This is a genomic window from Oharaeibacter diazotrophicus, from assembly GCF_004362745.1.
Taxonomy (GTDB): domain Bacteria; phylum Pseudomonadota; class Alphaproteobacteria; order Rhizobiales; family Pleomorphomonadaceae; genus Oharaeibacter; species Oharaeibacter diazotrophicus.
Genome location: NZ_SNXY01000008.1, coordinates 429,982 through 454,944 on the forward strand (window position 1 = coordinate 429,982; position 24,963 = coordinate 454,944).

Consider the following 24,963-nt stretch of genomic DNA (forward strand, 5'->3'; position numbering starts at 1 on the left):
CGGTCGCCCTCGCCCGGGTGGTCTCAGTCGAACAGGCAGGCCCTGAGCTCGGCCCAGCTGGCCGCATCAGGGGCGAGGAGCAGGCCGCCGTCGCGGTCGTCGGCGGCGTAGGGGCTGCCGTCGACATGGGCGGCGTGGCCGCCGGCCTCGCGGTGGATCAGCTCGCCGGCGGCGTGGTCCCAGGGCGAGAGTTTGTGGTGGTAGCCGAAGTGGGCGCCGCCGGCGGCGAGCAGGCGGAACTCCTGGCCGCCGCAGCGGTAGTTGTAGGCGCCCCAAACCCCGGCCATGCCGGCGAGCAGCCGGCTGCGCAGCGGCTCCGGCGCGTAGGCCCAGGAGATCGAACCGTGCATTTCGGCGAGCGGGCGGGCCGCGGCGACCCGGAGCGGCGTGCCGACGCCGTCGGCGCGCAGGAGATGGGCGCCGCCGCCGGCGAGCGCCGCCACGGTGTCGTCGCGGACCGGATCGTAGATGGCGCCGGCGACGGTGACGCCGTGCTCGACGATCGCCGCGATCACCGCGAAGGCCGGGATGCCGTTGGCGAAGTTGAAGGTGCCGTCGATCGGGTCGACGACCAGGGCGCGCGGCGCGGTCGCGAGGCCGTCGCAGAGGCGGGGATCGCGCTCCATCGCCTCCTCGCCGACGAACAGGAAGTCGCCGAAGCGGGCGCGCGCCGCCGCCTCGATCGCGCGCTCGGCGGCCTCGTCGGCGACGGTTACGAAGTCGGAGGCGTGCGACTTCACCTTGACGTCGGCGGGATCGAGCCGGGCGAAGCGCGGCATGATCTCGTCCTTCGCCGCCCGGCGCAGGATGTCGACGAGGTCGGCGAGGTCGGCGGTCGAGAAGGCCATGGGTCGGAGCTCCCTGTTTGACCCACCTCAATGACGCCCGACGATGACGGGAGCAAGGTGGCGTCATGCTCGGGCGGCAGATCGCCCATGCCCGCACCCCGATAGCTCGGCGACCAGAAATGCCTCATATGACGGCGCACAGCCCAATCGTTCCGCAGGATGCCCCGATCGTGTTCAACGCCGACCGTTCCGCTTATGAGCGCCGCGTGCTTTCCCAGGCCGCCTATCTGTCGTCCGCCTGTGTCGCCGACCTGCTCGACCGCAGCGCCCGGCCGCAGGCTCCGGCCCCGGCCGAGGAGATGACCCCGGCGCGCCCGCGCCGCTGACCACGACGCGCGACGGCCGGCACCGCGCGGGAGCGCGGGCACGGGCCGTCGCCAATGCGTCGAAGGGTCCCGGCGATCGGCCGGGGCTCGGGAGGGCGATTCCTCTCCCCGCGAGCTTCGCCGTCATTCCGCGGCGTAGGACCGCTCGTCGGAGCCGTTCTTCAGGTAATAGGCGGTCTTGGCGTCGTACATGGCGAGGTCCGCCCGCCGCGCCACGCTCTCCAGCCGCTCGCCGTCGCGCCCGGTCGCGGCGCCGAAGGACAGGCTGAGCGCCAGCCCCGGATAGAACTGGTTGTTGAAGTGGACGAGGTCCTGCAGCTGCGCGATCAGCAGCTCGGCGCCGCGCTCGTCCGTGTAGGGCAACAGGATCGCGAACTCGTCCCCGCCGATGCGGGCGACCCGGGCGTTGGTGTCGTCGGCCTTGCCGAGCACCTCGCCGGCACGGCGCAGCAGCGCGTCGCCGACGGCATGGCCGAAGCGGTCGTTGGCGTTCTTGAGACCGTTGAGGTCCGCCACCACCACCGACACCGGGCTGATCCGCTTGCGCTCCAGCCGGCTCATCTCGTCGACGTAGAAGGATCGATTGTAGAGCTTGGTCAGGACGTCGTGGCGGCCGAGATACTCGAGATAGGCCTCGGCCTTCTTGCGCGCCGTGATGTCGGTCAGCGCCACCTGCACCCGCGACCAGTCGGCCTCGTGGCCGGGCAGCACGGAGAACTGCAAGAGCACGTGGACCTCGTTGCCGTCGAGGGCGTAGTTCAGCACCTCGCGGGTCTGGAACAGCTTGCCGTTCCAAAGGTCGACCAGCTGCTCGCGGAAGGGCTGCCGCATGCCGTCGCGGAACACCTCGTTCAGCCGCATCAGCAGCGTCGTCTTGTCGGGCGCGGCGAACAGCTGGAGCGTCTGGCGGTTGACGTCGAGGACGCGGATCTCGGACATGCACTCGGCGACGAATTCCGGGTGCACGTCGGTGAAGACGCGGAAGTCGACGATGCCGCGGGCCCTGAGGTCGTCGAGCCGGGTCTTGATGCGGCTGAAGTCCTCCACCCAGAGCGAGACCGGCGAGTGCTCGAACAGGCCGCGGGCGTGCGCTTCGCTGGCCCGGCGGGCGCGGCGGTCGGTCTCGAGCTCGCTGACGTCCTCGATCGAGACCAGGAGACGATCCCAGGTCTCCTCGTGGCCGGGCATCACGGTGCCGGCGAGGCGGACGTGGATCGCCCGGCCGTCGAGGGCGTAGTTGATCGTGGTGCTCTTGAAGGTCGACGCCCCGTTCCAGAGCTGGGTCAGCTCCTCGACGTGGGTGTCGAGCATGTCGTCGCGGAAGACGCGGTCGAGATTGGCGGCGAGCTCTTCGAAGTCGCGCGCGCCGAGCAGCTCGAGCGTGCGGCGGTTGACGGCGAGAACGCGGATCAGCCCGGTGCAGTGGGCGACACGGCCGAGGTCCGCGCGCAGGAAGGCGGCGAGGTCCTCGACGCCCTCGGCGCGCCAGGCGTCGAACTGGCGGCGGATCGCGGAATAGTCCTCGATCCACAACGACACCGGCGCGAGGTCGAACAATGCGCCGTCGCTGGCCGCCGCAGGATCCTTGCCGTCACTCATCGTCGTCCCCGGCGGTGCGAGGCGCCCGCTCCCGGACGCCGAACGAAGCCCCATTCCATCTAAGGGCAGCTCGATGAACGAAAGGTTGCCGACCACGACCCATGGGCAGGGACGGCGTCCGCCCTGCGACCAGCGGTTCCGGAATGTCGGTCCAGAGTTCGCCGAAGCATGTGAGGGTCGCACGGCGACATTGCCGGTTCAACCTGGGAAATACGCAGAGGTGCCAAGCCTTTCCGGCTACTCCAACTCGACCGGCGGAGGACCGGCGTGGCCGCGTAGCGGCTTCTCCTCCATGGCGAGCAGCAGGACGAGCGAGGCGGCCTGAGCGGCGGCGGCCACGGCGAAGACCCAGCGGAACACCGCGGCGGCCTCGCCGGCGGCCGCACCGCCCGCCTGATGCATGCCCTCGCCGACCGCCGCGGCGACACCGGTCGAGATCAGCACCGCGCCGAGCACGGCGACGCCGATCACCGAGCCGAGCGAGCGCAGGAAGGCGAGCGCCGCGGTGGCGACGCCGAGGTCGCGCTGCTCGGCGGCGTTCTGCACCGAGACGGTGGTGACCGGGAACTGGGTGCCGACGCCGAGCCCGATCAGCGCGATCAGGATCTCGACCGCGACGAACGAGCCGGTCGGCGCCACCACGGCGAGCAGCACCAGCATGGCGACCGCGAGGGTGCTGCCGGCGACCGCGATGCGCTTGTAGCGCTCGCTCTTGCGCATGATCCGGCCGGCGAGGTTGGCGCCGCTGACGGTGCCGCCGAGGAAGGCGACCAGCGCGACGCCGGAGCTCGCCGGGCCGAGGCCGACCACCAGCTCGAGGTAGATCGGAAAATAGACCGACAGGCCGACGAAGGCGATCGAGGAGAAGAACAGGCTGAAGGTCGCGGTGGCGATCACCGGATTGGCGAGGACGCGCGGCGGCACCAGCGGTTCCGGCGCCCGCGTCAGGTGGACGCCGAACACGACGAACAGCGCGAGCGCGGCGGCAAACAGGCCGAGGATCTCCGGCGACGTCCACGGCAGGTCGCGGCCGCCGAAGGTCAGCGCCAGCTGCAGCGCCACCGTCGCCGCCACCACCAGCGCGGCGCCAAGGAGGTCGAGCCGGTGGTCGCGGCGCACCACCGGCAGCTTGCGCAGAGTGCGCTCGGACAAGAGGAGCGCACCGGCGCCGATCGGCAGGTTGATCCAGAAGATCAGCGTCCACGACAGGTGCTGGGCGAAGAAGCCGCCGACGACCGGGCCGGCGAGGCTGGCGAAGGCCCAGACGCCGGTGATGTAGACCATGTAGCGCGAGCGTTCGCGCGGCGGCACGACATCGCCGATGATGGTCTGGGCGAGCGCGATCAGGCCGCCGCCGCCGAGGCCCTGGATCGCGCGGCCGATCACCAGCACCGGCATGGTCGGGGCGGCGGCGCAGACCACGGAGCCGACCAGGAAGATGCCGACGGCGGCGAACAGCACCGGCCGCCGGCCCTTGAGGTCGGCGAGCTTGCCGTAGAGCGGCGTCACCGCGGTGCCGGTCAGGAAATAGGCCGAGATCACCCAGGGCAGCCACTCGGCGTCGCCGAGCACGGCACCGATGGTCGGCAGCGCCGGCGCCACGATGGTCTGGTCGAGCGCGGCGAGCAGCATGGAGATCAGCGCGCCGATGACGATCTGGCGGCGATCCTCCTCGGTGATCGCGGCGGGGGCGGTCGTGGCCATGGGGCGGGGAATGTCCGGTCGGGGGCGGGGCAAGTCGGCGGGAGAATAGAGGCGTCGGCGCGGAAAGCCAGCGCGACGACGCGGGACCCGTGGCCCTGCCCGCCCTGACGACGACGTCCGCACCGGCCGTCACGGCCGCGCGGGCTCCGGTCATCGGGCGGTCAATGAAGGCCGGCGCCCCGGTGATGCGGGGCGCCGGCGGGGTCGTCAGCGGTCGAGGCCGGCGACCAGCATGTACTTCTTCTCCACGAACTCATCGATGCCGTGGTGCGAGCCCTCGCGGCCGTTGCCGCTCTCCTTGATGCCGCCGAAGGGGGCGAGTTCGGTGGAGATCAGGCCCGAGTTGATGCCGACCATTCCGTACTGCAGCTTCTCGGCGACGCGGAAGATCCGGCCGACGTCGCGCGAGAAGAAGTAGGAGGCGAGGCCGAACTCGGTGTCGTTGGCCCAGGCGACCACCTGCTCCTCGGTGTCGAACGGGAACACCGGGGCGACCGGGCCGAAGGTCTCCTCCTTGGACACCTTCATGTCCTGGGTGACGCCGGAGAGCACGGTCGGCTCGAAGAAGGTACCGCCGCGGGCGTGGCGCTTGCCGCCGAGCACCACCTCGGCGCCCTTGGCGAGGGCGTCGGCGAGATGCTCCTCGACCTTGGCGACCGCCTTCTCGGTGATCAGCGGGCCCTGGGTGACGCCGGGCTCGGTGCCGACGCCGACCTCGAGCTTGGCGACCGCGGCGGTCAGCTTGGCGACGAAGGCGTCGTAGACGCCGCGCTGGACGTAGAGCCGGTTGGCGCAGACGCAGGTCTGGCCCATGTTGCGGAACTTCGAGACCATCGCGCCCTCGACCGCGGCGTCGAGGTCGGCGTCGTCGAAGACGATGAAGGGCGCGTTGCCGCCGAGTTCGAGCGCGGTGCGCTTCAGCGTGCCGGTGCACTGCTTGGCCAGCAGCTTGCCGACGGCGGTGGAGCCGGTGAAGGAGACGAGGCGGACGGCCGGGTGCGAGGTCATCACCTCGCCGATCGGCGGGGCGTGGCCGGTGACGAAGGAGAGGACGCCGGCCGGCAGGCCGGCACGCGCGCCGAGTTCGGCGAGGGCGAGCGCCGTCAGCGGGGTCTCGAGCGCCGGCTTGACCACCGCGGTGCAGCCGACCGCGAGCGCCGGGGCGATCTTGCGGGTGATCATCGCCGCCGGGAAGTTCCACGGCGTGATCGCGCAGACGACGCCGATCGGCTGGCGGATCACCAGGATGCGGGCGTCGGCGCGGTGCGAGGGCAGCGTCTCGCCGTAAACGCGCTTGGCCTCCTCGGCGTAGAACTCGATGTAGGCGGCGGCGTAGTCGATCTCGCCGCGGGCCTCGGCGATCGGCTTGCCCTGCTCGGTGGTCAGGATCAGCGCGAGGTCGTCGCGGTTGGCGACGATCAGGTCGAACCAGCGCCGGAGCACCGCGGAGCGCTCCTTGGCGGTCTTCGCCGCCCACGGGCCCATGGCCTTCTCGGCGGCGTCGATGGCGGCGGCGGTCTCGGCGGCGCCGAAGTTCGGCACCTTGGCGATCAGTGTGCCGTCGGCCGGGTCGGTGACCGCGACCGTGCCCTCGCCGACGAAGGCACCGTCGACGAAGCACTGGGTCTTGAGGAGGGTCGGGTCCTTGAGGGCGATCGTCATCGGAGAAGCCTTTCCGGCGGGGAACACGGGAGCGGCCGGCCGCACCCGAGTGGGTGCGGCCGGCCGGGGATGTCGGACTATGTCGTGTCAGCCCTTGGCCTTGACCAGGGCGGCCTCGAGCTTGGCGAGGCCCTCGTCGAGCACCTCGTCGGAAACCGTGAGCGGCACCAGGATGCGGATCACGTTGGAGTAGACGCCGCAGGACAGGAGGATCAGGCCGTCCTCGATCGCCGCCTGGGTCACCCGCTTGGTGGCGTCGGCGTCCGGCTCGTAGGTGCCGCGGTTCTTGACGATGTCGAAGCCGATCATGGCGCCCGGGCCGCGGATGCCGGTGATCGGGACGATGTCGTTGCGCATGGCGATCTGCTTCAGGCGCGCCTTGACGCGCTCGCCGATGGCGTCGGCGCGGGCGCACAGGCCCTCGCTCTCGATGACGTCGAGGGTGGCGAGCGCGGCCGCGAGGGCGATCGGCGAACCGGCGTAGGTGCCGCCGAGACCGCCGGCATCGGCGGCGTCCATCACCGCGGCCTTGCCGACCACGCCCGACAGCGGGAAGCCGCCGGCGAGCGACTTGGCGACCGTAACCAGATCCGGCTCGACGCCGGTGTTCTCCATGGCGAAGATCTTGCCGGTGCGGGCGAAGCCGGTCTGGACCTCGTCGGCGACCAGGATGATGCCGTGCTCGTCGCAGATGGTGCGCAGCGCGACCAGGAGATCCTTCGGCGCCTCGTAGAAGCCGCCCTCGCCCTGCACGGGCTCGACGATGATGGCGGCGACGCGCGAGGGCTCGACGTCGGCGCGGAACAGGAACTCCAGCGCCTTCAGGCTGTCGGCGGTGGTGGTGCCGTGGTCGGCGACCGGGAAGGGCACGTGGTAGACCTCGTTCGGCATCGGGCCGAACTTCTTCTTGTAGGGCGCGACCTTGCCGGTCATGGCCATCGCCATCATGGTGCGGCCGTGGAAGCCGCCGGCGAAGGCGACGATCGCCGAGCGGCCGGTGGCGGCGCGGGCGATCTTCACCGCGTTCTCGGTCGCCTCGGCGCCGGTGGTGAAGAAGATCGTCTTGGCGGGGCCCTTGAACGGGGCGATCGCGTTCAGCTTCTCGGCGAGCGCCACGTAGGGCTCGTAGGGCGTCACCTGGAAGCAGGTGTGGGTGTAGGCGTCGAGCTGCGCCTTCACCGCGGCGATCACCTTGGGGTGGCGGTGGCCGACGTTGAGCACCGCGATGCCGCCGGCGAAGTCGACGTAGCGGCGACCCTCGACGTCCCACATCTCGGCGTTCTCGGCGCGCTCGGTGAAGACCGTGTAGGCGGTGCCGAGGCCCTTGGGGATGGCGAGCTGGCGGCGGGCGGCGAGTTCGGCGTTGGTGGTCATCGGACCTCTCCGGATGGCGGGACGGCGCGCATGGAACGCCTTTCGCCGCCGCGCCGGAAGCCGGGAAATCGGCGCCGCGGTGGTGACTTCAGGTCACCACTGTGTCAGCGCGATGCTCCGCGGCGGTCGCGGCCAGCGCCTCGATGAGCCAGCGCCGCAGCCGGACGACGGCGGGCTCGTTCCAGCGCTCGGCGCCGGCCTGGAAGACGTAGGCGCCGAGGCGGACGTCGGTGTCGAGCAGTTCGACCAGCCGGCCGTCGGCGAGTTCGGGCGCGACCTGCAGCCGGTTGACGAGCGCGACGCCCTGGCCGAGCAGCACCGCCTCGATGGCGACGTTGGCGTACCACAGCCGCGGGCCGTCGAGCGGCGGCACCGGGTCGAGCCCGGCGCCGGCGAGCCAGCTGCGCCACTGCTCGCGGGTCTCCTCGTGGACGAGCGGCAGCGCCGCGAGGTCGGCGAGCGAGCCGACGGGCGGCCGGCCGGCGAGGAAGGCCGGGCTCGCGGCGGGGAAGAAGCGCGGGGCGATCAGCGCCTCGCCGCGCACGCCGGCAGCCTCGCGCGGGCCGAAGCGGATTTCGACGTCGGCCTCGCCGCGGGAAAGGTCGGGGGCCTGGTCGGTCGGCCGGAGCACGATCTCGCGGTCGGGAATTAGCCGCTCGATCTCGGCGAGCCGCGGCATCAGCCAGCGCACCGCCAGCCCGGGGGCGCACCAGACCTGCAGCTCGCCGCGCTTGCCGGCCGGGCGCAGCGCCGCCGTCGCGGCGGCGAGAACGTCGAAGGCGAGCGCGGCCTGCTCGGCGTAGCGCCGGCCCTCCGGCGTCGGCGTCGAGCCGCGGGTGCCGGTGTCGATCAGGCGCACGCCGACGGCGGCCTCGAGGTTGCGGACGTGGCGCGCGACGGCGGAATGGTCGACGCCGAGCTCCTCGGCGGCCTTGCGGACGCTGCCGAGGCGGGCGACCGCCTCGAAGGCGCGCAGCGCCGAGAGCGGCGGCAGCCGGCGCGTCACGACATCGGCCCCGCCGGCAGGACCAGGGCGCCGGCGGCGTCGAGGGCGCCGAGGCGGCCGAGCAGGCGGCGCATGTGGTCCGGCACCGGCGCCTCCGCCACCACCGGCGGCTTCTTCTTCAGGAAGGGCACCACGACCCGGCGGGCGTGGAGATGGAGGTGCTTGTCGACGCCGCGGGCGAGGTCGCCGCCGTAGACGCCGTCGCCGACGATCGGATGGCCGAGGTGGGCCATGTGGACGCGCAGCTGGTGGGTCCGCCCGGTCTTCGGCGACAGGTCGACCACGGTGAGCCGTTCGCCGCGGGCGACGACGCGCCATTCCGTGCGCGACGGCTGGCCGGCCGGATCGACCTTCATCCACCACGACCGCCGCTCGTGGGCGACCTTGGCGAGCGGGGCGTCGATCATGCCGGCGTCGTCGGCCACGGCGCCGCAGACGACGGCGAGATAAGTCTTCTCGACCTTCTGCGTGGCGAAGAGCGCGCCGAGTTCGGCGGTGGCGCGGCGGTGGCGGCCGAGCACGAGGCAGCCGGAGGTGTCTCGGTCGAGCCGGTGGGCGAGGGCCGGCGGGTTGGGCAGACCGAAGCGCAACGCCTCGAAATGGGCGTCGAGCGTCTCGCCGCCGCCGAAACCGGCGTGGACCGGGATGCCTGCGGGCTTGTCGACGATCAGCATGTGGCTGTCGCGGTGGAGGATGCGGGCGATGAGCTCGTCGTCGGTCATGGGGGGCGCCTTCCGCCCCTTCCTTAACCGGACGGCGCGGCGACCGGAAGTCGCCGGCGATGCGCGGCGTCGGCGGCGCGGGAAAACGGGGGCCCGGGGAACCGACCGTCGCCGGGCGGGCGATGGTCCCCCGGGCCCGCCGGGCCGCGATCTGGCGCGGCGGGGGGGAACCGCCGGGCCGCGCGACAGTCGGTCCGCGTCGAGAGAGAGAGACGTCATCGACCGTCGATGGCGTTCTCCCCCTCCTAACCCGTCCCGGCGGCGGTGCCGAGCACGGCGGCGCCGCCGCCGACGGGCTTCGGCCGGGATGGCGAACCGCCGTGGCCGCCCCCTCGGCAGGAGCACGGACCCGCTTCGGCTTTCGTTGACGTCGATTTCGCAGCGCGGCCGGGACCCGCGGAGATGGTTCACGAAATCCTGCGACGGCCCCTCCAATTCGAGGGAATCGGGAAATATTCCTTAGCCATCCGCCTTGGCTTCTTTTTCAGTGTTTTGCTGTCCAATTGGCAACGACAAGAAAGATGGGCGGCGCTCATGAAGGCACTCCTCGTGGACGACAACCCGAGCAACCTGTTCATGCTCGGAAAACTGATCCAGAACGCCGGCATCGGCGACGTCTCGGCGCACAAGAACCCGACCGAGGCGCTCGAGACCGCGCGCGGGATCCTCTTCGATCTCGTCATCGTCGACTACATGATGCCGGGGATGGACGGTCTCGACTTCATCCGCACGCTGCGGGCCGACCCGGGCTACGAGGACGTGCCGATCGTCATGGTGACGACGGTCGACCAGCGCGAGGTCTGCTATGCCGCGCTCGAAGCGGGGGCGACCGACTTCCTCACCAAGCCGATCGACATGGCGGAGGTGAAGGCGCGGCTGCGCAACCTGATCAAGCTGCGCGACCTGCAGAACAAGATGCGCGACCGCGCGTCCTGGCTCGGCGAGGAGGTCCGCCGCGCCACCCACGAACTCGCCTCGCTGGAGGAGGAGATCATCATCCGGCTGTCGCGTGCGGCCGAGTACCGCGACAGCGACACCGGCGCCCACGTGGTGCGCGTCGCCCGCTTCTCCCGCGAGTTGGCGGAGGAGCTCGGCATGCCGCAGGCCTTCTGCAACGACATCTATCTCGCCGCACCGATGCACGACGTCGGCAAGATCGCCGTGCCCGACTCGGTGCTGCGCAAGCCCGGCCCGCTGTCGGCCGAGGAGCGGGCGGTGATGGAGACCCACGCCAAGGTGGGCGCCGCGATCCTCGCCGGATCCGACAGCCGGCTGATCCGGCTCGCCGCTGAGATCGCCGAAACCCATCACGAGCGCTGGGACGGCCGCGGCTATCCGCACGGCCTCGCCGGCACCGGGATCCCGGTCTCGGGCCGGATCGTCGCGGTCGCCGACGTGTTCGACGCGCTGATCAGCGCCCGTCCCTACAAGGCCCCCTGGCCGATCGAGAAGGCGGCCGCCTACGTCGTCGAGAACGCCGGCACCCAGTTCGATCCCGCGGTGGTGCGCGCCTTCCAGGCCCGCCTCGTCCGCTTCGCCCGGATCGTCTCCGACACCCCGGACAGCGCCAAGGTCCACGCCGCCTGACACCTCCCCGACGCAACCTGGTACGACATCCATGCGCATCGCCGTCGCCGCCTTCCTCGCCGCCTTCGCCCTCTCCGCGGGCGGCGCACTCGCCCTCGACGCCCCGAAGGGCCCGGTCGTGCTGACCGTCACAGGCGCCATCACCGAGACCAACGCGCCGGGCGCAGCCGAATTCGACATGGCGATGCTCGCCGCCCTCGCCCAGAAGACCACGGTGACCGCGACGCCGTGGACCACCGGCGAGGTCTCGTTCGCCGGTCCCCTCGGCAGCGCCCTCCTCGACGCGGTCGGCGCCACCGGCGCCACGCTGAAGGTGACGGCGCTCAACGACTATTCCGCCGAGGTGCCGGCCGCGGACCTCCGCGAGCACCCGGTGATCCTCGCCACCACCATGGACGGCAAGCCGATGTCGGTGCGCGAGAAGGGACCGCTGTTCCTGATCTACCCGTTCGACGCCGAGCCCGACCTCTACAACGAGACCTATTTCAACCGCTCGGTCTGGCAGATCGCCCGCATCGAGGTCCGCTGAGCGCGCCGAGGGGACAGGGAGCACCGCGACGGCCATGGTCCGCCCGCTGGAGGCACTGCGCGCCAATCGCCGCATCGGCACGCTGTCGCTGCTCGCGGCGCTGGCGACCGGATTCGTGCTCGCCGCGGTGGTGGTCTTCGTCGTGCTGGTGCGCCACCAGGAGACCATCCGCGACGGCATCCACGAGGACGCGATCTGGGCGACCTACCAGCTCGACCGCGAGACGGTGAAGCTGCTCCGGGCGATCGACGAGTACCGCCATCGTCCGGGTGCGGACACGCTGGCGGGCATGAGCCTGCGCTACGACATCCTCTACAGCCGCATCGATCTCCTGAAGCGCGGGTCGTTCCCGCAGACGCTGGTGTCGGCCGCGGAGTTCCGGTCGCTGCGCGACGGCATCCTGGAGACGATCGTCGACGAGCAGTCCGCCTTCGACGCCATCGCCGCCGGGGTCGTTCCCGACGTCGCCGCGCTCGACCACCTGGAGAGCCGCTTCGAGGCCGCCGCGCGCGAGACCGAGGAGATGATCACGCTCGCCAACGCCCGCGCCGGCGAGGCGCGCGCCGCCAACCGGGCCTATCTCCAGAACCTCTACGAGGCACTCGCGGTCCTCGTCGCCGCGCTGGTGGCGACCATGGCCGGCGTGATCACGCTGCTGGTCCGCCAGGTGATCGCGACCGTGGCCTCGCAGCGCAAGCTCGTCCAGCTGACGCGGGACCTCGCCGCGTCGGCCGAGGCGGCCGAGGCCGGCAACCGCGCCAAGTCGGCCTTCCTCGCCACCATGAGCCACGAGATCCGAACGCCGATGAACGGCGTGATCGGCATGACCGACCTCCTGCTCGGCACCGACCTCGATCCCGAGCAGCGCGACTGCGCCGCCACCATTCGCACCTGCGGACTGGCGCTGATCGACCTCATCAACGACGTGCTCGACTTCTCCAAGCTCGAGGCCGGCAAGGTCGAGCTGGAACAGCGCGACTTCGATCCGGTCGAGACCGCGGATACCGCGATCCGCGTGGTCGAAGCCCGCGCCCGCGAACGCGGCCTGACGGTGGTGTTGGCCCCCGGCGTCGCGGCGGGACGCCGCTACGAGGGCGACGCGACGCGGATCCGGCAGGTGCTGCTCAATTTCCTGTCCAACGCCGTCAAGTTCACCGAGGCCGGCACCGTCGTCGTGCGGATCTGCGAGACCCAGCGCGAGGGCGACCGTGCGCGGCTGCGCTTCGAGGTCGAGGACACCGGCATCGGCATCTCGGACGAGGGACGGGCACGGCTCTTCAGCGAGTTCACCCAGGTCGACGCCTCGATCACGCGGCGTTTCGGCGGCACCGGCCTCGGCCTCGCGATCTCCCGCCGCATCGTCGAGATGATGGGTGGCGAGATCGGCCTCGACAGCACCGAGGGCGTCGGCAGCCGGTTCTGGTTCGAGATCCCGCTACGGCTCGGCACGGTGGCGCCGGCCGCCCATCCGCTCGAGGGCCGCTGGGTCCACGTCACGGCGCGCTCGCCGATGGAAGCCGCGGCGATCGCCACGGCCGTGCGCCACGCCGGCGGCCGGCCGGCGGCGAGCGGGGCCGACCACGAACTCGTCGTCGCCGCCGCGTCGGTCGAGGACATCCGGCCGACCGTGACGCTGACCGCACCCGGCGCGCCGCCGGTTCCCTACGCCCCCGCGGCGATCACACCGGCGCTGCTCGCCGAGCATCTCGACGGGGTCGCCCCGACGCTCGCCCCGACGGCCGCGCCCGCACCCGCCGCGCCGTCGGCCGGCGAGGGTCTCGAGATCCTTCTGGTGGAGGACAACAGGGTCAACCAGGAGGTGGCGCGACGGATCCTGGTCCGGCTCGGTCACCGGGTCACCGTGGCCGGCAACGGCGCCGAGGGGCTCGCTCTCTGGAACTCGCGCCCGTTCGACTTCGTCCTGATGGACATGCAGATGCCGGTGATGGACGGCCTCGAGGCGACCCGCGCGATCCGCCGGTCGGAGACCCGCGGCCGGCACGTGCCGATCGTCGCCATGACCGCCAACGCCTTCGCCACCGACCGCGCGGCGTGTCTCGACGCCGGCATGGACGACTTCCTGACCAAACCGGTCGAGGGGGCCGCCGTCGCCGCGGCGATCGAGCGTCTCTCGGCCGGCGCAAGTGCGCCCGCGCCGGTCGACATCCGCCCGCCCGCGCCGGACGCGGCCGAGCCCGCCGGCGAGGTGCTGTCGGCGAAACGGCTGGCGCAGATGATGGAAGAACTCGGCCCCGACGGCGTCGACTTCCTGCTGACGACCTTCCTCGAGGACGCCTCGGCGCTGATCGGCGAGCTCTCGGCCGCGCTCGCCGCCGACGACGCCGACGGTGTCAGGCGCGCGCTCCATACCCTGAAGGGCTCGGCGGCCAACGTCGGCTTCGTCGAGATCGCCCGGCTCGCCGCCGAGATCCGCGGCGCCGACGGCGCGATCGACGGCGCCAGGCTCAGCCACCTCGTGCTGGCGGTCGCCAACGCCGACGGCGCCGCGCGCCAGGCACGGGCCGCGCTGGGGCTGCAGCAGGCGGCGTGAACCCGGAGCATTCTCTCGTCGACCACGTCTTGCGACGCGGCCGGAAAATGCCCTAGCCGTCGCCGGTCTCGCGGACGAGGGCCGCGATCAGGCGGTCGAGCGCCGCGCCATCGAGGTCGGCGATGGTGCCCGCGAGGCGGTGGGCGAGTTCGGTCGCGCGCGGATCGAGGCCGGAGGTGTCGACGACGACGCGCGGATGCGAGCCTTCGGCGAGCGCCCGGAGTTCCTCGGCGTCGTCCCAGATCACGTTGAAGAAGCCGATGATGCGCTCGACCAGCATGAAGGTCGGGCGGCCGCGGCGGCCGTGCTCCAGCGCCGAGAGATAGGCGGCGGAGACGCCGAGCGCCTCGGCCATCTCCTTCTGGGTGACGCCCCGGGCGGCGCGCAGCTGGCGCATCTTCGACCCGAACGGGGTCATGGCCGTCACTTCCTCCGGCGGATGCGGATATAGAGCGCACCGCCGCCGCCGTGCGCAAGATGGGCCTCCTCGTAGCCGACCACCAGGGCACGGAACTCGGGCAGGCTCAGCCACATCGGCACGACGCGGCGCAGCACGCCGCGCTCCGGCTCGTGCAGGGCGGTGAAGTCGCCGCCGGGCCGGCCCTTGCCGGTGATCACCAGCACCAGCTTGAAGCCGTTCGCCTGGGCCCGGTAGAGGAAACCCTCGAGCCGGGCGCGGGCCTCGTCCTGGCGCAGGCCGTGGAGGTCGAGGCGCCCCTCGATCGCGGTGGTGCCGCGCACGACCTTGACGCGCTCGCGCCGGCCGAGCGTGTGCATCGGCGGCAGCGCCGGCCGGCCCGCGGGCGGCTTGGCCGGGGCCTGCGTCGAAGTGGCGATGTCGGCGGGCGGCGTCGCGGCCGCCTCGGGGACCGGCGGCTTCGGAGGCGGCGGCGGCACCGGCGGCTCGGGACGGAGCGGCGTCACCGACCGCTTGACCGCCCCCCACAGCGCCTCCTCCTCGGGGCCGAGACGGCGGCGGTCACGGGACACGGACGAGATCCCCGCGCGGCACCAGCAGCGTGAAACGGGCCGGGTGGCGGACCCGGGCGGCGGCGCGCCACGCCGCCTCGCCGGTGCCGAAGAAGACGTCGCCGCGCGCGGGTCCGAGGATCGCCGAACCGGTGTCCTGGGCGATCATCAGGCGGCGGAAGGCCGGCTCGGCGCCCGGCACGTCGTCGCCGAAGGCGGCGTCGACGAACACGGGCGCGTGGAAGGTGACAAGATGGCGGTCGACCGCGAGCGAACGGCCCGGCGTCAGCGCCACCCCGGCGGCGGCGACGGGGCCGAGCGCGGGGTCGGGAACGTCGGCCTCGCGGAAGAAGATGAAGCTGCGGTTGCGCGCCATCACCGCCGGGGCGTCGTCGGGGTGGTCGTCGAGCCAACGGCGCAGCACGTCGGCAGTCGCCTGGCGCGGCTCCATCAGGCCGCGCTCGACCAGGACGCGGGCGATCGGGAAATAGGGATGGCCGCTCTTGCCGGCGAAGGTCAGGCGCAGCACCCCGCCCTCGGCGAGACGGACGCGGGCCGAGCCTTGCACATGGACGAAGAAGGCCTCGACCCAGGAGGCGACGAAGGCGAGCACCGGCACCCGGCCGTCGAGCGCGCCGGCCATGATCGCGCCGCGGTCCGGATGGGCCTCGAGGCGCCCGTCGGGCCGGCGGCGAGCCCAGGTGACGTCGTCGGGAAGGCCGGTGCGGTCGTCGTCGGGGCCGAGTTCGACGAGGTCGTCCGGTCGGGCGTAGATCGGCACGGGAAAGCGATCGGAGCGGACGCGGGAGCCGTCGATTTCCGGCTCGAAATAGCCGGTGACGAAGCCGCCGCCTCCGCCGAGCGGCTCGATCCGGCGCGGCAGGAAATGGTCCTCGAAGAAGGCGCGGGCGGTCGCCGCGTCGGGCGCCGCGGAGAGGGCGAGCGCGCGGGCGGCGACGGCGGCGAGCAGCGCGCCGTCCGGCCCGAGCGGGCGCGTCTTCGGCGGCGCGGCGGCGATGCGTTCGGCGGAGCGGCGGAAGGCGGCGAAGGCGGCGGCGTGGTCGTCCGCGGCCCAGCCGGGCAGGCGCGCGAAGCCGACGGCGCGCAGCCGGGCCGGACGGGCGGGGGCGGCCATCGCCGGATCACGCCTCGGCTTCGGTGGCGACCAGCTTCCAGTTCGGATCGCGCGAGCGGACGTCGCGCGCGAAGGTCCAGACGTCGGTGACGTCGGCGACGCGGGCGGGATCGCCCTCGATCACCGTGCCGGCGCGGTCGCGGGTGACCGAGATCAGCTTGGAGACGAAGCGGACGGTGATCTGGACGGTGCCGTTCTTCAGCGCCGCCTCGACGATGTCGGCGCGGTCGATGCCGACGAAGGTGGTCTCGGCGCTCTCGCCGCGGCTCTCGCGGTCGGCGATGGCGGCGGAGAAGCGCTCGAACACCTCGGGCGCGAGCAGCATTTCCAGGGTGGCGCGGTCGCCGGCCGCGAAAGCGCCGACCACCATCTCGTAGGCTTGCCTGGCGCCGGCGACGAAATGGCCGGCGTCGAAGCTGCGATCGGCGGAGACGACCGTCCTGAGTGCCGCGTTCAGGGCCGAGCCGGCGGGCGCGACCTCGTCGATGCGGTCGGCGGCGGCGTCGCCGACGGGCGGCGTACGGCCGGTGCGCGGCAGCGTCACGACGTTGTCGTTGGCCTCGGCGGTCTCGCGCGGGGCCTGCGTGTCGTCTCGGCGGGCGTAGGGATCGTGGGGCGGACGCTCGTTGCCGGTGCGCCGGCCCAGCACGGAGCGCAGCTTCCAGAAGATCGCGACGGCGACGACCAGGAAGATCAGACTGGTGAAGTCGAGGAATCCGCTCATTCCGTGGATCGGCCCCTGGTGGATCGGCCCCTGACGGCACCGGCGCGGGTCGCGCTGGCGCCTCGATCGTACTCCTCCTATGTAAGGAGCGCGCGCCCTTCGACAAAGGGCGTCCGGATCCAAGGGTGGAGTTCTTCATCGACGTTTGCCATCTCGGCGCGCCCGTGGCAACGGCGGATCGAAACCACCCCGTCCGCCGCCGCCAACCGTCGACGAGGACCCGATGACCGGTCTCCGCCTCCTGCCGCTGCTCCTCCTGGCCTGGCCGATCGCCGAGATCGCCACCTTCATCTGGGTGGGCGGCCGGATTGGCCTGTTGCAAACCATCCTGCTGGTGGTCGCCGCCGGCCTGATCGGCACCGCGCTGGTGCGCGCCGAGGGCCTGCGCGTGCTCGCCGGCATCCAGCGCGACATGGCCGAGGGCAAGGTGCCGGCCGAGAAGGTGTTGCACGCCGCCCTGATCGCGGTCGCCGGCCTGCTCTTGCTGCTGCCCGGCTTCCTCTCCGACGTGCCGGGTCTGCTCCTCCTGCTGCCGCCGGTGCGCTCGGCGGTGATCCGCCTCGTCGCCGCCAACGCCACCGTGGTGTCCACCGCCTCGTTCGGACGCCGGCGCTACCGCCGCGACGGCGTGGTCGACCTCGATCCCTCGGAATACGACGCCGACCTCCGCCCGCACGAGGACGCCGGCGGGTCCCGCGAGGGCACGGGAACCCGCGAGCCGCCGCGGCTCGGCGGCGGCTGAGGCCGCCGCGTGCGCCTTGCCAGATCCGCGCTCCGCGTGATAGCGCTCGCCCCGGAAACCGTGGCCCGGCGCCCGACCGGGAGGAGACGGTCGGCGCGACGCGACCCCCGGGTCGGGTCGCGACGGGACGCCAAGGAGAGTGGATCGATGAGCACCGTCGCACCGGGCCAGGCGCAGCCCTCGCTCAACGTGGTCGCGCAATACGTCAAGGACTTCTCGTTCGAGAACCCGCGCGCGCCCGACAGCCTCCGCCCCAAGGACGGCGGCCCGCAGATCACCGTCGGCGTCAACGTCCAGTCGCGCCAGCGCTCGGGGGTCGAGTTCGAGGTCGACCTCAAGCTCGAGGTCTCCGCGACCCAGGGCGAGGAGACCGTGTTCCACATCGAGCTCGACTACGGCGGGCTGTTCCGCGTGCAGAACGTGCCGCAGCAGCACCTGCACCCCTTCGTCATGATCGAGTGCCCGCGCCTGCTGTTCCCGTTCGCGCGCCAGATCGTGGCCGACGCGGCGGTGCGCGGCGGCTTCCCGCCGCTGATGATCGACCCGATCGACTTCGTGGCGCTCTATCAGCAGTACGTCCAGCAGATGCAGCAGCAGGCCCAGCAGGGTCAGGCGCCGAACTGATCCGTTCGGTCCCGAGACAACGCGAAGGGCGCGGATCCCCGCCGGGATCCGCGCCCTTCGTGCGTTCGGACGACCCCGCGCGCGGGGTCAGAACGTCGAGTAGACGATCGGTTTGCCCGGCTTCTTCAGCACGACGTAGTCGTGGTAGGCGATCGCGGTCAGTTCGCGATAGCGCTTCGGCGTGATGCGGCGGGCGTCGACGTCGCGGGCATATTCGATCGAGGCGCGCCAGAACGAGTATTCGCCGTCGGTCAGGGCGTAGAAATTGCGCTGGATCGCGAACTGGCGCCGTGCCGCCTCCTCGAAGGAGATCGCGCCGCGGTCGCGCAGCGCGGCGATGTCGCGCTTGCTCGCCTCGACCGTGTCGAGCTTGACGTCCGTCGTCGGCCGGTCGGTGGCGACGCAGCCGGCGAGGACGGAAGCGGCGAGAACCACCGCCGCGAGACCCTTGAAAACCATCGATCGCTCTCCCTCGGACGGGCCCGCCGGGAGCCCGAATCGTCCACCCCTGATCGCGGCGACCTTGGACGATCGCGTCAGAAACCGCCACCGGTGCGGAAACCCCCGCCGCCCGAACCGCCGCCGCTGCGGAACCCGCCACCGCCGGAGGAACCGCCGGAACCGCCGCCCCAGGGGCCGCGCGGCATCCGCCCGCCGCCCCCGAAGCCGCCACCCTTGGGCTCGCGCCGGCTCCAGTTGCCGTCGAAGAAGTCGTCGAAGTCGCGCGAGGACAGCGCGCCGCGCACGATGCCCTCGACGATGCCGGCGATCAGCCCCTCGTTGACGACGCGCCCCCAGGGATCGTCGTAGCCCCGACTGCGGAAATTCTCGCGGGAGCGTTCCAGTTCCCCGCGCCGGCGGGCGAGGTCGAGCGCGGCCTTGCGCGTCTCCTCGATCTCGGCGGAGACGCGCACGAGGTCGCGCTCGATGCCGCGCAGCTGCTCGACGATCCGTTCGTCGGCGGGATCCGGCGTCGCCATCGCCTTCTTCCACAAGGTCTGCAGGTCGTCGCGGGCGATCGCCGCGGCGAGCTCGTCGACCGCGGTCCGTATCGCCGGATCGTCGCCGTCGACCGCGGCGCGGGCGGCTTCGTCGAGGCCGGCGACATCGGCGCGGGCGGCCTCGACGGCGGCGTCGGCCTCGGCGAGCAGCGCATCGGTGCGCTCGGCCTCGCGCTCCAGCGGCACGACGCCGGCGGCCTCCAGCGCGGCGCGCTCCAGGGCCGCACGGGCGGCCGTCACGTCCGCGACAGCGGCACGGCAGCGGGCGGCGTGCTCGGCGAGGCGGAGCGGGATCTCGTTGAGCATGAAGTAGTTGGGCCGGGCCTCGGCGTAGCCGACCAGCCGGGCGACCTTGCCGTCGCCCCAGCGCGCCAGCCAGCCGCCGCGGTAGGCGGCGGTGCCGTAGCCGCGGTCCCAGAGATAGACGAACAGCGGATCGGCCTCGTAGGGCCGACGCTTCTCCTCGCGGTCCGCCTCGGCCTGCCGGGCCTTGGCCTCGGCCTCGGCGGCGGTCGCCTCGGCGGCCGTCACCGCGGCGTCGGCGGCACGCCAGCCCGCGTCGCCGGCGATGCGGCCGCGGACGTCGTCGACGAGATCCTCGACGGCGGCGAGCGCACGGTCGCGGTCGCGCGCGCGGTCGGCTCGCGTCGAGGCGCGCTCGTCGAGGAGGTCGGCGGCGGCCTTGCGCTTGCGGGCGGCGGCGTCGAGGTCGCCGCGGCGGCGCTCCAACGCGGCGAGGGCGCGCCGCTCGGCGGCGTCGAGGGCGGCGAGCGCGGGAGCGCCGGCGATCTCGTCGAGCCGGAGCCGGGCGAGCGCCTTGTAACCCTCGGCCTGGGCGGCGCGCAGGCGCTCGGCCTCGGCGGTCGCGGAGGACAGCATGGCGGTCAGGCGGTCCTCGTCGCGGCGGACGCCGGCGACGGCGCGCTCAAGCGACGACAGGGCCTCGGAGGCGGAGATCATGGCCGGGTCCTCACCACGACAGGATGGCGCCGTCGAGCACCGGTTTCGACCATTCGGTCGCCAGCGAGCCGCGCGGCTTCTCGCCGAGGACGCGGTCCTCGACGATGCCGTCGTCGGCCTTGTCGCGCGCGACGGCGTCGTAGGTCGCCTTCGGCACGCGGACGGCGAACTTGGAGACGGTGGCGCGTCTGCCGTCCTCCTCGCTGGTCACCGGCACGGCGACGAGGCGGCCGTCGGGGTCGACCGCCTCGACGACGACATAGTAGTTGCGCGCGCCCTCGTTGGCGTCGGGAATGCGGAAGACGCCGGTGCGCTCGCCGGGGCGCGACACGATCACGAGGTCGTAGCTCCGCACGAGGCGGGCGCGGAGGTCGTCGAGGCCGGCGACGGCGGCGCGCGCCGCGGCGGCGTCGCCGCGGGCGAGCGCGGCCCGGCCGTCGGCGGCGAGCGCCGCCGCGGCCGCCTTCGCCGCGGCGTCACGGGCTTCGGCGGTGGCGGTGGCGAGCGCGCCGTCGAGGGCGCGCGGCAGCGTCTCGGCGATCTCGACGCGAGCGGCCTCGGCGGCGCGGTCGGCGGCCGAGCCCTGGTAGGCGAGCCAACCGGCGCCGCCGGCGACCAGCACCACCAGCACCGCCGCGACGACGCCGACCCGGGCGCGGGCGACCCAGAGCCGCGCCAGCGTCCGGGGAAGACCCGGCGGCGGCGGCGTGTAGGCGAAGCGGGCCTCCTTCAGCGCCCGGATGCCCTCGTCGAGCACCCGGTCGTCGACGGATAGGCCCTGCCCGGCGTAGATCTCGCGCAGGCGCGCCTTCAGGGCGGCATCGCGCCCGTCCTGGCCGAGTTCCTTCAGCGCCAGCCCCTCCTGGTGACGGAGCGTGTCGACCACGTCCATCGCCAGCATGAGCTCGTCGAGCTCGACGCGCGCCGGAGCGCCGGCCGGGGCGGTCTCAGCCATTCATCACCAGGGCGTTGCCCTCGGCGGCGAGCCGGGCCATGCGGCGCTTGCCGTCCTCGACCGCGGCGCGGATCTCCTCGGAGTTCTGGGTGGCGAGCTTGCGCATCTCGGCGACGATCTCGCCGGAGCGCTCCTGGAAGGTGACGACGCTGTCGACCAGCTTCTTGACCGCGTCGGCGCGCACGGTCGGGCCGTAGCCGGCCTTCAGCGCCTCCTCTTGGACCTTGCCGCCGATCTCGGCGAGCACCTCGATCGACTTGGAGACGCCCTCCTTCATCCGGTTCAGCGTCTCGGTGGATTCGTGCAGGCCGAACAGGCCCGTGAACGAGGCCTTCAGCGCCGTCAGCACCGAATCGTTGGTGGAGAAGAAGGCGACGGCCTGCTGGTAGACCCGCTCCTTGGCGTTGGTGGTCTGCATCAGGCGGGCCATCACCACCTCGGAGGTGTTGTAGCCCACGGTCAGGTTGTCGGCGAGGTCCTTGGCGATCTGGTAGCGCCCCTCCTCGGCCTGGACGACACGGACGTGCTCGTCGCGCACGAGTTCGAGCTTGGCGCGCTCGGCCGGCTCGGTGCCGGCGTAGCCGGCGACGGCGTCGGCGGCGGTCTTCAGGCCGGCCTTGGCCGCGTCGAGGCGGGCCTCGGCGCTCTTCAGCACCTCGAGGGCCGCGACCTCGGCCTGCTTCAGCGCGCCACGGAAGTCGCGATAGGCCTCGAGGATGACCGTCTCGCGCTCGATGTTGGCCTTGGTGTCGCGGGCGACCTCGAGATAGGTCGTGCGGATCGTGTCGAAGCGGGTGGCGACGTCGCCGCGGGCAATCTTCATCCAGGCGTTGGTGGCGCGCTCGAAGGCGTCGAGCTTGCCGTCGGCGATCTGGTCGACCATCCGCTTGGCGTCGTCGCGGATCGAATCGAAGGCGCGGGTGATGGTCTCGTAGCGTTCGCCGACCGACATCTCGGAGATCTCGGCGCGGACCACCTCGTTGAAGACGCCCATCTGGGTCAGGGTGCGGGCGATCACCGCGACGCGATCGGGGTCGAGTTCGGTGATGCGCTCGAGCAGGCCGATCACCGGCGCCTCGTCGGGGCGGGCCGCCGGCAGCAGGCCGAGGTCGCGCAGCGAGCCCATCGCCCGGTCGAGATACTGCATCGGCGTCTTCACGGTCACGTCGGCCACGGCCACCTCCCTCGTCTCGCGGGCCGGCGCGCGGGCGGTGGGCCGCCGGGGCCGGCGATCCACTATGTAATCCGCCTTCGTGACGGTGCAACGCGCCTCGACGGTCGAACGCCCCGTTCAGGCGAGGACGAGCTTGACGCCGACCAGCAGCAGGACCGAGGCGAGCAGCGGACGGAGGATGCCGTCGGGCACGCGCGGCGACAGCGTGCTGCCGGCGACGACGCCGGGAATCGAGCCGGCGAGCAGCGAGACCAGCATGGCGACGTCGACCGAGCCGATCCACCAGTAGCCGAGGCCGGCGACCAGCGTCAGCGGCACGGCGTGGACGATGTCGGAGCCGACGATGCGCGCCGTCGGCAGCATCGGGTAGAGCATCAGCAGCACGGTGACGCCGATGGCGCCGGCACCGACCGAGGAGATCGTGACCAGGAGTCCGAGCGCGGCACCGAACAACACGGTGGCGAGCGAGACCACCCTCGGCGGCAGCGTCCGGCCGGCCCGCCGGCTCTGCAGCCAGGCCGCGAGGCGGGTGCGGAACAAGAGGATCGTGGCGGTCAGGAGAAGCGCGTAGCCGAGCACGGTCGAGATCGTCTTGGCAATCCCGAGTGCCTTGGTGTCGATGCCGGACAGGGCCCAGAGCGTCAGGATCGCCGCCGGGACGCTGCCGGCGGCGAGACGGCCGACGATGCGCCAGTCGATGGTGCGGTTGACGCCGTGGACGAGCGTGCCGGCCGACTTGGTCACCGCGGCGTAGAGCAGGTCGGTGCCGACCGCGGTGGCCGGATGGACGCCGAACAGCAGCACCAGCAGCGGGGTCATCAGCGAGCCGCCACCGACACCGGTGAGCCCGACCAGGGCGCCGACGGCGAGACCCGAAACGGCATAGAGCGGATCGAAGGACGAAAAATCCAAGCGGCGGCCTTCCGCGGAACGAAATACCGCCGAAACGCGGCTCCCGACCCTTCAACAGGCTTTCGCGCCGAAGATCAAGCCCGCGATCGCAAGTCCATGCTCAGGCGCGGCGCAGGCTCTCGGCGAGGCCGGGGACGTCGGCGATGACGAGCCGGCCCGAGCGCTTGACCAGGAGACCAGCCTTCTCGACGGCACGCAACTCGCGGGTCACCGCCTCGCGGTGGGTGCCGATGCGGGCGGCGATCTCCGCATGGGTGACCGGTTCGACAAGCGCCTCGCCGCGGCTGCCCGGCAGCGGACGGGACAACCGCAGCAGTTCGGCGCGGACGCGGTCGCCGACCGAATAGTTGGCGAATTCGTGGACGCGCTCGTCGAGGGCACGGACGCGCCCGACCAGCAGCGCCAGCACCCGGTCGCAGACCGCGGGCGATTCGTGGACGGCGGCGAGGAACACCGCGGCGGGGATCTTCATCAATTCGACGTCGGACACCGCGATCACGCTGGCCGAGCGCGGCCGGCCGTCGATCGCCGACATCTCGCCGAAGATCGCCCCGGCGCGAAGGTCCGCGAGGATGACCTCGCGGTCGGCGCCGAAGGTCATCGCCCGGGCGGTGCCGGAAACGAGGGCGTAGACGTCGGTGCCGTCCTCGCCGTGGGCGACGATCCAGCGCCCGGCCGGGTGCGAGACCAGGGCGGAGGCGGCCTCCCAGCGGGCGAGGACGTCGTCGGGGACGCCGGCGAACAGCGGCACGGCGGCGAGGCGGACGGAGCGGTTCATCGGCGCGGGTCCGAGGGGTTCGGCGGAGGGGTTTCCAGTGGTCGAGCCCGAGGTTACGCCCTCGACCGCCCGCTGGCGACCCCGCCGCCGTCAGAACGGCGTGCGGGCCCGGATCGCGGCGGCGAGGGTGCCCTCGTCGAGATAGTCGAGCTCGCCGCCGACCGGCACGCCGTGGGCGAGCCGCGAGACCTTGACCGGCAGGTCGCGGAGGCGGTCGGTGACGTAGTGGGCGGTGGTCTGGCCGTCGACGGTGGCGTTGACCGCCAGGATCACCTCCCGCACGGCCGGGTCGGCGGCACGGTCGACCAGACCGGCGATCGAGAGGTCGTCGGGGCCGACGCCGTCGAGCGGCGACAACACGCCGCCGAGCACGTGGTAGCGCGCCGAGACCGCGCCGGAGCGCTCGAGCGCCCAGAGGTCCGAGACGTCCTCGACCACCACGATCACCGAGGGGTCGCGAGTCGGGTCGGTGCAGACGGCGCAGGGATCGGCGGTGTCGACGTTGCCGCAACAGGAGCAGATCTTGACGGTGTCGCGCACCCGGGCGAGCGCCTCGGTGAGCGGCACCAGCAGTTGCTCGCGCTTCTTGACGAGCTGCAGCGTCGCCCGCCGCGCCGACCGCGGACCGAGGCCGGGCAGGCGCGCCAGGAGCTGGATCAGGCGCTCGATCTCGGGCCCGGTGATCTTGCGGGGCATGGCGGGTGCGCCGGCTGCGGGGCGATCGTCAGAACGGCAGCTTCAGGCCGGGCGGCAGCTGCAGGCCGCCGGTGACCGCCGACATCTTCTCGGCGATGGCGGCGTCGAGCTTCTGCTTGGCGTCGGCGTGGGCGGCGACCAGGAGATCCTCGAGGATCTCGACCTCGTCCGCCTTGGCGAGCGAGGGGTCGACGCGCACCGTGCGCAGGTCGCCCTTGCCGGAGAGGGTCACCGTGACGAGGCCGCCGCCGGCGGCGCCGGTGGCCTCGATCGCCTGGATGGCCTCCTGCGCCTCGGCCATCTTGGCCTGGAGCTGCTGGGCCTGCTTCATCATCTTGCCGAGGTCGCCGAACATGGCCGTCTCTCGCTCTCGTCGGGGGAAGGA

Annotated in this window: 25 protein-coding genes; 6 read left to right on the plus strand and 19 right to left on the minus strand. The window is 72.4% G+C overall.

Annotated elements, in window-relative coordinates; genetic code table 11:
- Positions 1–23 precede the first annotated feature (23 nt).
- The gene (locus EDD54_RS14275; RefSeq protein ID WP_126540267.1) at positions 24–848 is read right to left on the minus strand and encodes an inositol monophosphatase family protein; all 825 of its coding nucleotides are present in this window, start codon (positions 846–848) and stop codon (positions 24–26) included.
- A 170-nt stretch (positions 849–1,018) separates the two neighbouring features.
- Here EDD54_RS14275 and EDD54_RS14280 point away from each other — a divergent pair, with 170 nt between their 5' ends.
- On the plus strand, positions 1,019–1,174 hold the full coding sequence (locus EDD54_RS14280) for a hypothetical protein (protein ID WP_208112200.1): 156 nt from the start codon (positions 1,019–1,021) through the stop codon (positions 1,172–1,174).
- A 123-nt stretch (positions 1,175–1,297) separates the two neighbouring features.
- Here EDD54_RS14280 and EDD54_RS14285 read toward each other — a convergent pair whose 3' ends face one another.
- The 6 genes from EDD54_RS14285 to EDD54_RS14310 form a co-directional block, all read right to left on the minus strand.
- Entirely contained in the window at positions 1,298–2,773 is a 1,476-nt protein-coding gene (locus EDD54_RS14285; protein WP_126540271.1) for a sensor domain-containing diguanylate cyclase, read from the minus strand.
- Positions 2,774–3,010: 237 nt separating this feature from the next.
- Positions 3,011–4,477 carry an MDR family MFS transporter gene (locus EDD54_RS14290; RefSeq protein ID WP_126540273.1) on the minus strand — a complete coding sequence of 489 codons (1,467 nt, stop codon included), beginning with the start codon at positions 4,475–4,477 and terminating at the stop codon, positions 3,011–3,013.
- A 207-nt stretch (positions 4,478–4,684) separates the two neighbouring features.
- Positions 4,685–6,139 carry an NAD-dependent succinate-semialdehyde dehydrogenase gene (locus EDD54_RS14295; protein WP_126540275.1) on the minus strand — a complete coding sequence of 485 codons (1,455 nt, stop codon included), beginning with the start codon at positions 6,137–6,139 and terminating at the stop codon, positions 4,685–4,687.
- Positions 6,140–6,226: 87 nt separating this feature from the next.
- Positions 6,227–7,513, minus strand: a complete 1,287-nt coding sequence (gene gabT / locus EDD54_RS14300) for a 4-aminobutyrate--2-oxoglutarate transaminase (protein ID WP_126540277.1) — start codon at positions 7,511–7,513, stop codon at positions 6,227–6,229.
- An 88-nt stretch (positions 7,514–7,601) separates the two neighbouring features.
- Positions 7,602–8,519 carry a LysR substrate-binding domain-containing protein gene (locus EDD54_RS14305; RefSeq protein WP_126540279.1) on the minus strand — a complete coding sequence of 306 codons (918 nt, stop codon included), beginning with the start codon at positions 8,517–8,519 and terminating at the stop codon, positions 7,602–7,604.
- On the minus strand, positions 8,516–9,241 hold the full coding sequence (locus EDD54_RS14310) for an RluA family pseudouridine synthase (RefSeq protein ID WP_126540281.1): 726 nt from the start codon (positions 9,239–9,241) through the stop codon (positions 8,516–8,518). The genes EDD54_RS14305 and EDD54_RS14310 overlap by 4 nt, the downstream gene beginning before the upstream one ends.
- A 534-nt stretch (positions 9,242–9,775) precedes the next feature.
- On the opposite strand from EDD54_RS14310, the gene EDD54_RS14315 reads away from it, so the two are divergent.
- Genes EDD54_RS14315 through EDD54_RS14325 form a run of 3 tightly spaced genes read left to right on the plus strand, consistent with a single transcriptional unit; the run spans position 9,776 to position 13,908 of the window.
- A complete protein-coding gene (locus EDD54_RS14315) occupies positions 9,776–10,828 on the plus strand; it encodes an HD domain-containing phosphohydrolase (protein WP_165644365.1) in 1,053 nt (350 codons plus the stop codon).
- A gap of 31 nt (positions 10,829–10,859) precedes the next feature.
- Positions 10,860–11,357: a putative pterin-binding protein gene (locus EDD54_RS14320; protein ID WP_126540285.1), complete on the plus strand. Its 498-nt coding sequence runs from the start codon at positions 10,860–10,862 to the stop codon at positions 11,355–11,357.
- 34 nt (positions 11,358–11,391) lie between these two features.
- Positions 11,392–13,908: a hybrid sensor histidine kinase/response regulator gene (locus tag EDD54_RS14325; RefSeq protein WP_126540287.1), complete on the plus strand. Its 2,517-nt coding sequence runs from the start codon at positions 11,392–11,394 to the stop codon at positions 13,906–13,908.
- 52 nt (positions 13,909–13,960) lie between these two features.
- On the opposite strand, the gene EDD54_RS14330 is transcribed toward EDD54_RS14325, so the two are convergent.
- The 4 genes from EDD54_RS14330 to EDD54_RS14345 are packed head-to-tail and all read right to left on the minus strand — an operon-like array spanning position 13,961 to position 16,736.
- Positions 13,961–14,326: a helix-turn-helix domain-containing protein gene (locus tag EDD54_RS14330; protein WP_126540289.1), complete on the minus strand. Its 366-nt coding sequence runs from the start codon at positions 14,324–14,326 to the stop codon at positions 13,961–13,963.
- Positions 14,327–14,331: 5 nt separating this feature from the next.
- Positions 14,332–14,898 carry a Smr/MutS family protein gene (locus tag EDD54_RS14335; RefSeq protein ID WP_425375000.1) on the minus strand — a complete coding sequence of 189 codons (567 nt, stop codon included), beginning with the start codon at positions 14,896–14,898 and terminating at the stop codon, positions 14,332–14,334.
- On the minus strand, positions 14,888–16,012 hold the full coding sequence (mltA, locus tag EDD54_RS14340) for a murein transglycosylase A (RefSeq protein ID WP_126540293.1): 1,125 nt from the start codon (positions 16,010–16,012) through the stop codon (positions 14,888–14,890). Before mltA ends, EDD54_RS14335 begins: the two co-directional genes overlap by 11 nt.
- Positions 16,013–16,019: 7 nt before the next feature.
- Positions 16,020–16,736, minus strand: coding sequence for a Tim44/TimA family putative adaptor protein (locus tag EDD54_RS14345; RefSeq protein WP_126540295.1), 717 nt, complete (start codon positions 16,734–16,736; stop codon positions 16,020–16,022).
- Positions 16,737–16,959: 223 nt separating this feature from the next.
- Between EDD54_RS14345 and EDD54_RS14350 the strand changes: the two genes are divergently transcribed.
- Positions 16,960–17,478 carry an FxsA family protein gene (locus EDD54_RS14350; protein WP_126540296.1) on the plus strand — a complete coding sequence of 173 codons (519 nt, stop codon included), beginning with the start codon at positions 16,960–16,962 and terminating at the stop codon, positions 17,476–17,478.
- A 147-nt stretch (positions 17,479–17,625) separates the two neighbouring features.
- A complete protein-coding gene (gene secB / locus EDD54_RS14355) occupies positions 17,626–18,102 on the plus strand; it encodes a protein-export chaperone SecB (RefSeq protein ID WP_126540297.1) in 477 nt (158 codons plus the stop codon).
- A gap of 87 nt (positions 18,103–18,189) precedes the next feature.
- Here the strand turns inward: secB and EDD54_RS14360 are convergent, their stop codons facing one another.
- The 8 genes from EDD54_RS14360 to EDD54_RS14395 form a co-directional block, all read right to left on the minus strand.
- Positions 18,190–18,561 carry a hypothetical protein gene (locus EDD54_RS14360; protein WP_126540298.1) on the minus strand — a complete coding sequence of 124 codons (372 nt, stop codon included), beginning with the start codon at positions 18,559–18,561 and terminating at the stop codon, positions 18,190–18,192.
- Positions 18,562–18,638: 77 nt separating this feature from the next.
- On the minus strand, positions 18,639–20,063 hold the full coding sequence (locus EDD54_RS14365; RefSeq protein ID WP_126540299.1) for a hypothetical protein: 1,425 nt from the start codon (positions 20,061–20,063) through the stop codon (positions 18,639–18,641).
- 10 nt (positions 20,064–20,073) lie between these two features.
- Positions 20,074–21,018, minus strand: coding sequence for a DUF6384 family protein (locus EDD54_RS14370; protein WP_126540300.1), 945 nt, complete (start codon positions 21,016–21,018; stop codon positions 20,074–20,076).
- Positions 21,011–22,165 carry a cell surface protein gene (locus tag EDD54_RS14375; protein ID WP_126541866.1) on the minus strand — a complete coding sequence of 385 codons (1,155 nt, stop codon included), beginning with the start codon at positions 22,163–22,165 and terminating at the stop codon, positions 21,011–21,013. Before EDD54_RS14375 ends, EDD54_RS14370 begins: the two co-directional genes overlap by 8 nt.
- A 144-nt stretch (positions 22,166–22,309) precedes the next feature.
- Positions 22,310–23,104: a sulfite exporter TauE/SafE family protein gene (locus EDD54_RS14380; RefSeq protein ID WP_126540301.1), complete on the minus strand. Its 795-nt coding sequence runs from the start codon at positions 23,102–23,104 to the stop codon at positions 22,310–22,312.
- Between the two features lie 100 nt (positions 23,105–23,204).
- Complete coding sequence (locus tag EDD54_RS14385; RefSeq protein WP_126540302.1) at positions 23,205–23,882, minus strand: Crp/Fnr family transcriptional regulator; 678 nt, start codon at positions 23,880–23,882, stop codon at positions 23,205–23,207.
- A 90-nt stretch (positions 23,883–23,972) separates the two neighbouring features.
- A complete protein-coding gene (gene recR / locus EDD54_RS14390) occupies positions 23,973–24,578 on the minus strand; it encodes a recombination mediator RecR (protein WP_126540303.1) in 606 nt (201 codons plus the stop codon).
- 28 nt (positions 24,579–24,606) lie between these two features.
- Positions 24,607–24,933 carry a YbaB/EbfC family nucleoid-associated protein gene (locus tag EDD54_RS14395; RefSeq protein WP_126540304.1) on the minus strand — a complete coding sequence of 109 codons (327 nt, stop codon included), beginning with the start codon at positions 24,931–24,933 and terminating at the stop codon, positions 24,607–24,609.
- Positions 24,934–24,963 lie beyond the last annotated feature (30 nt).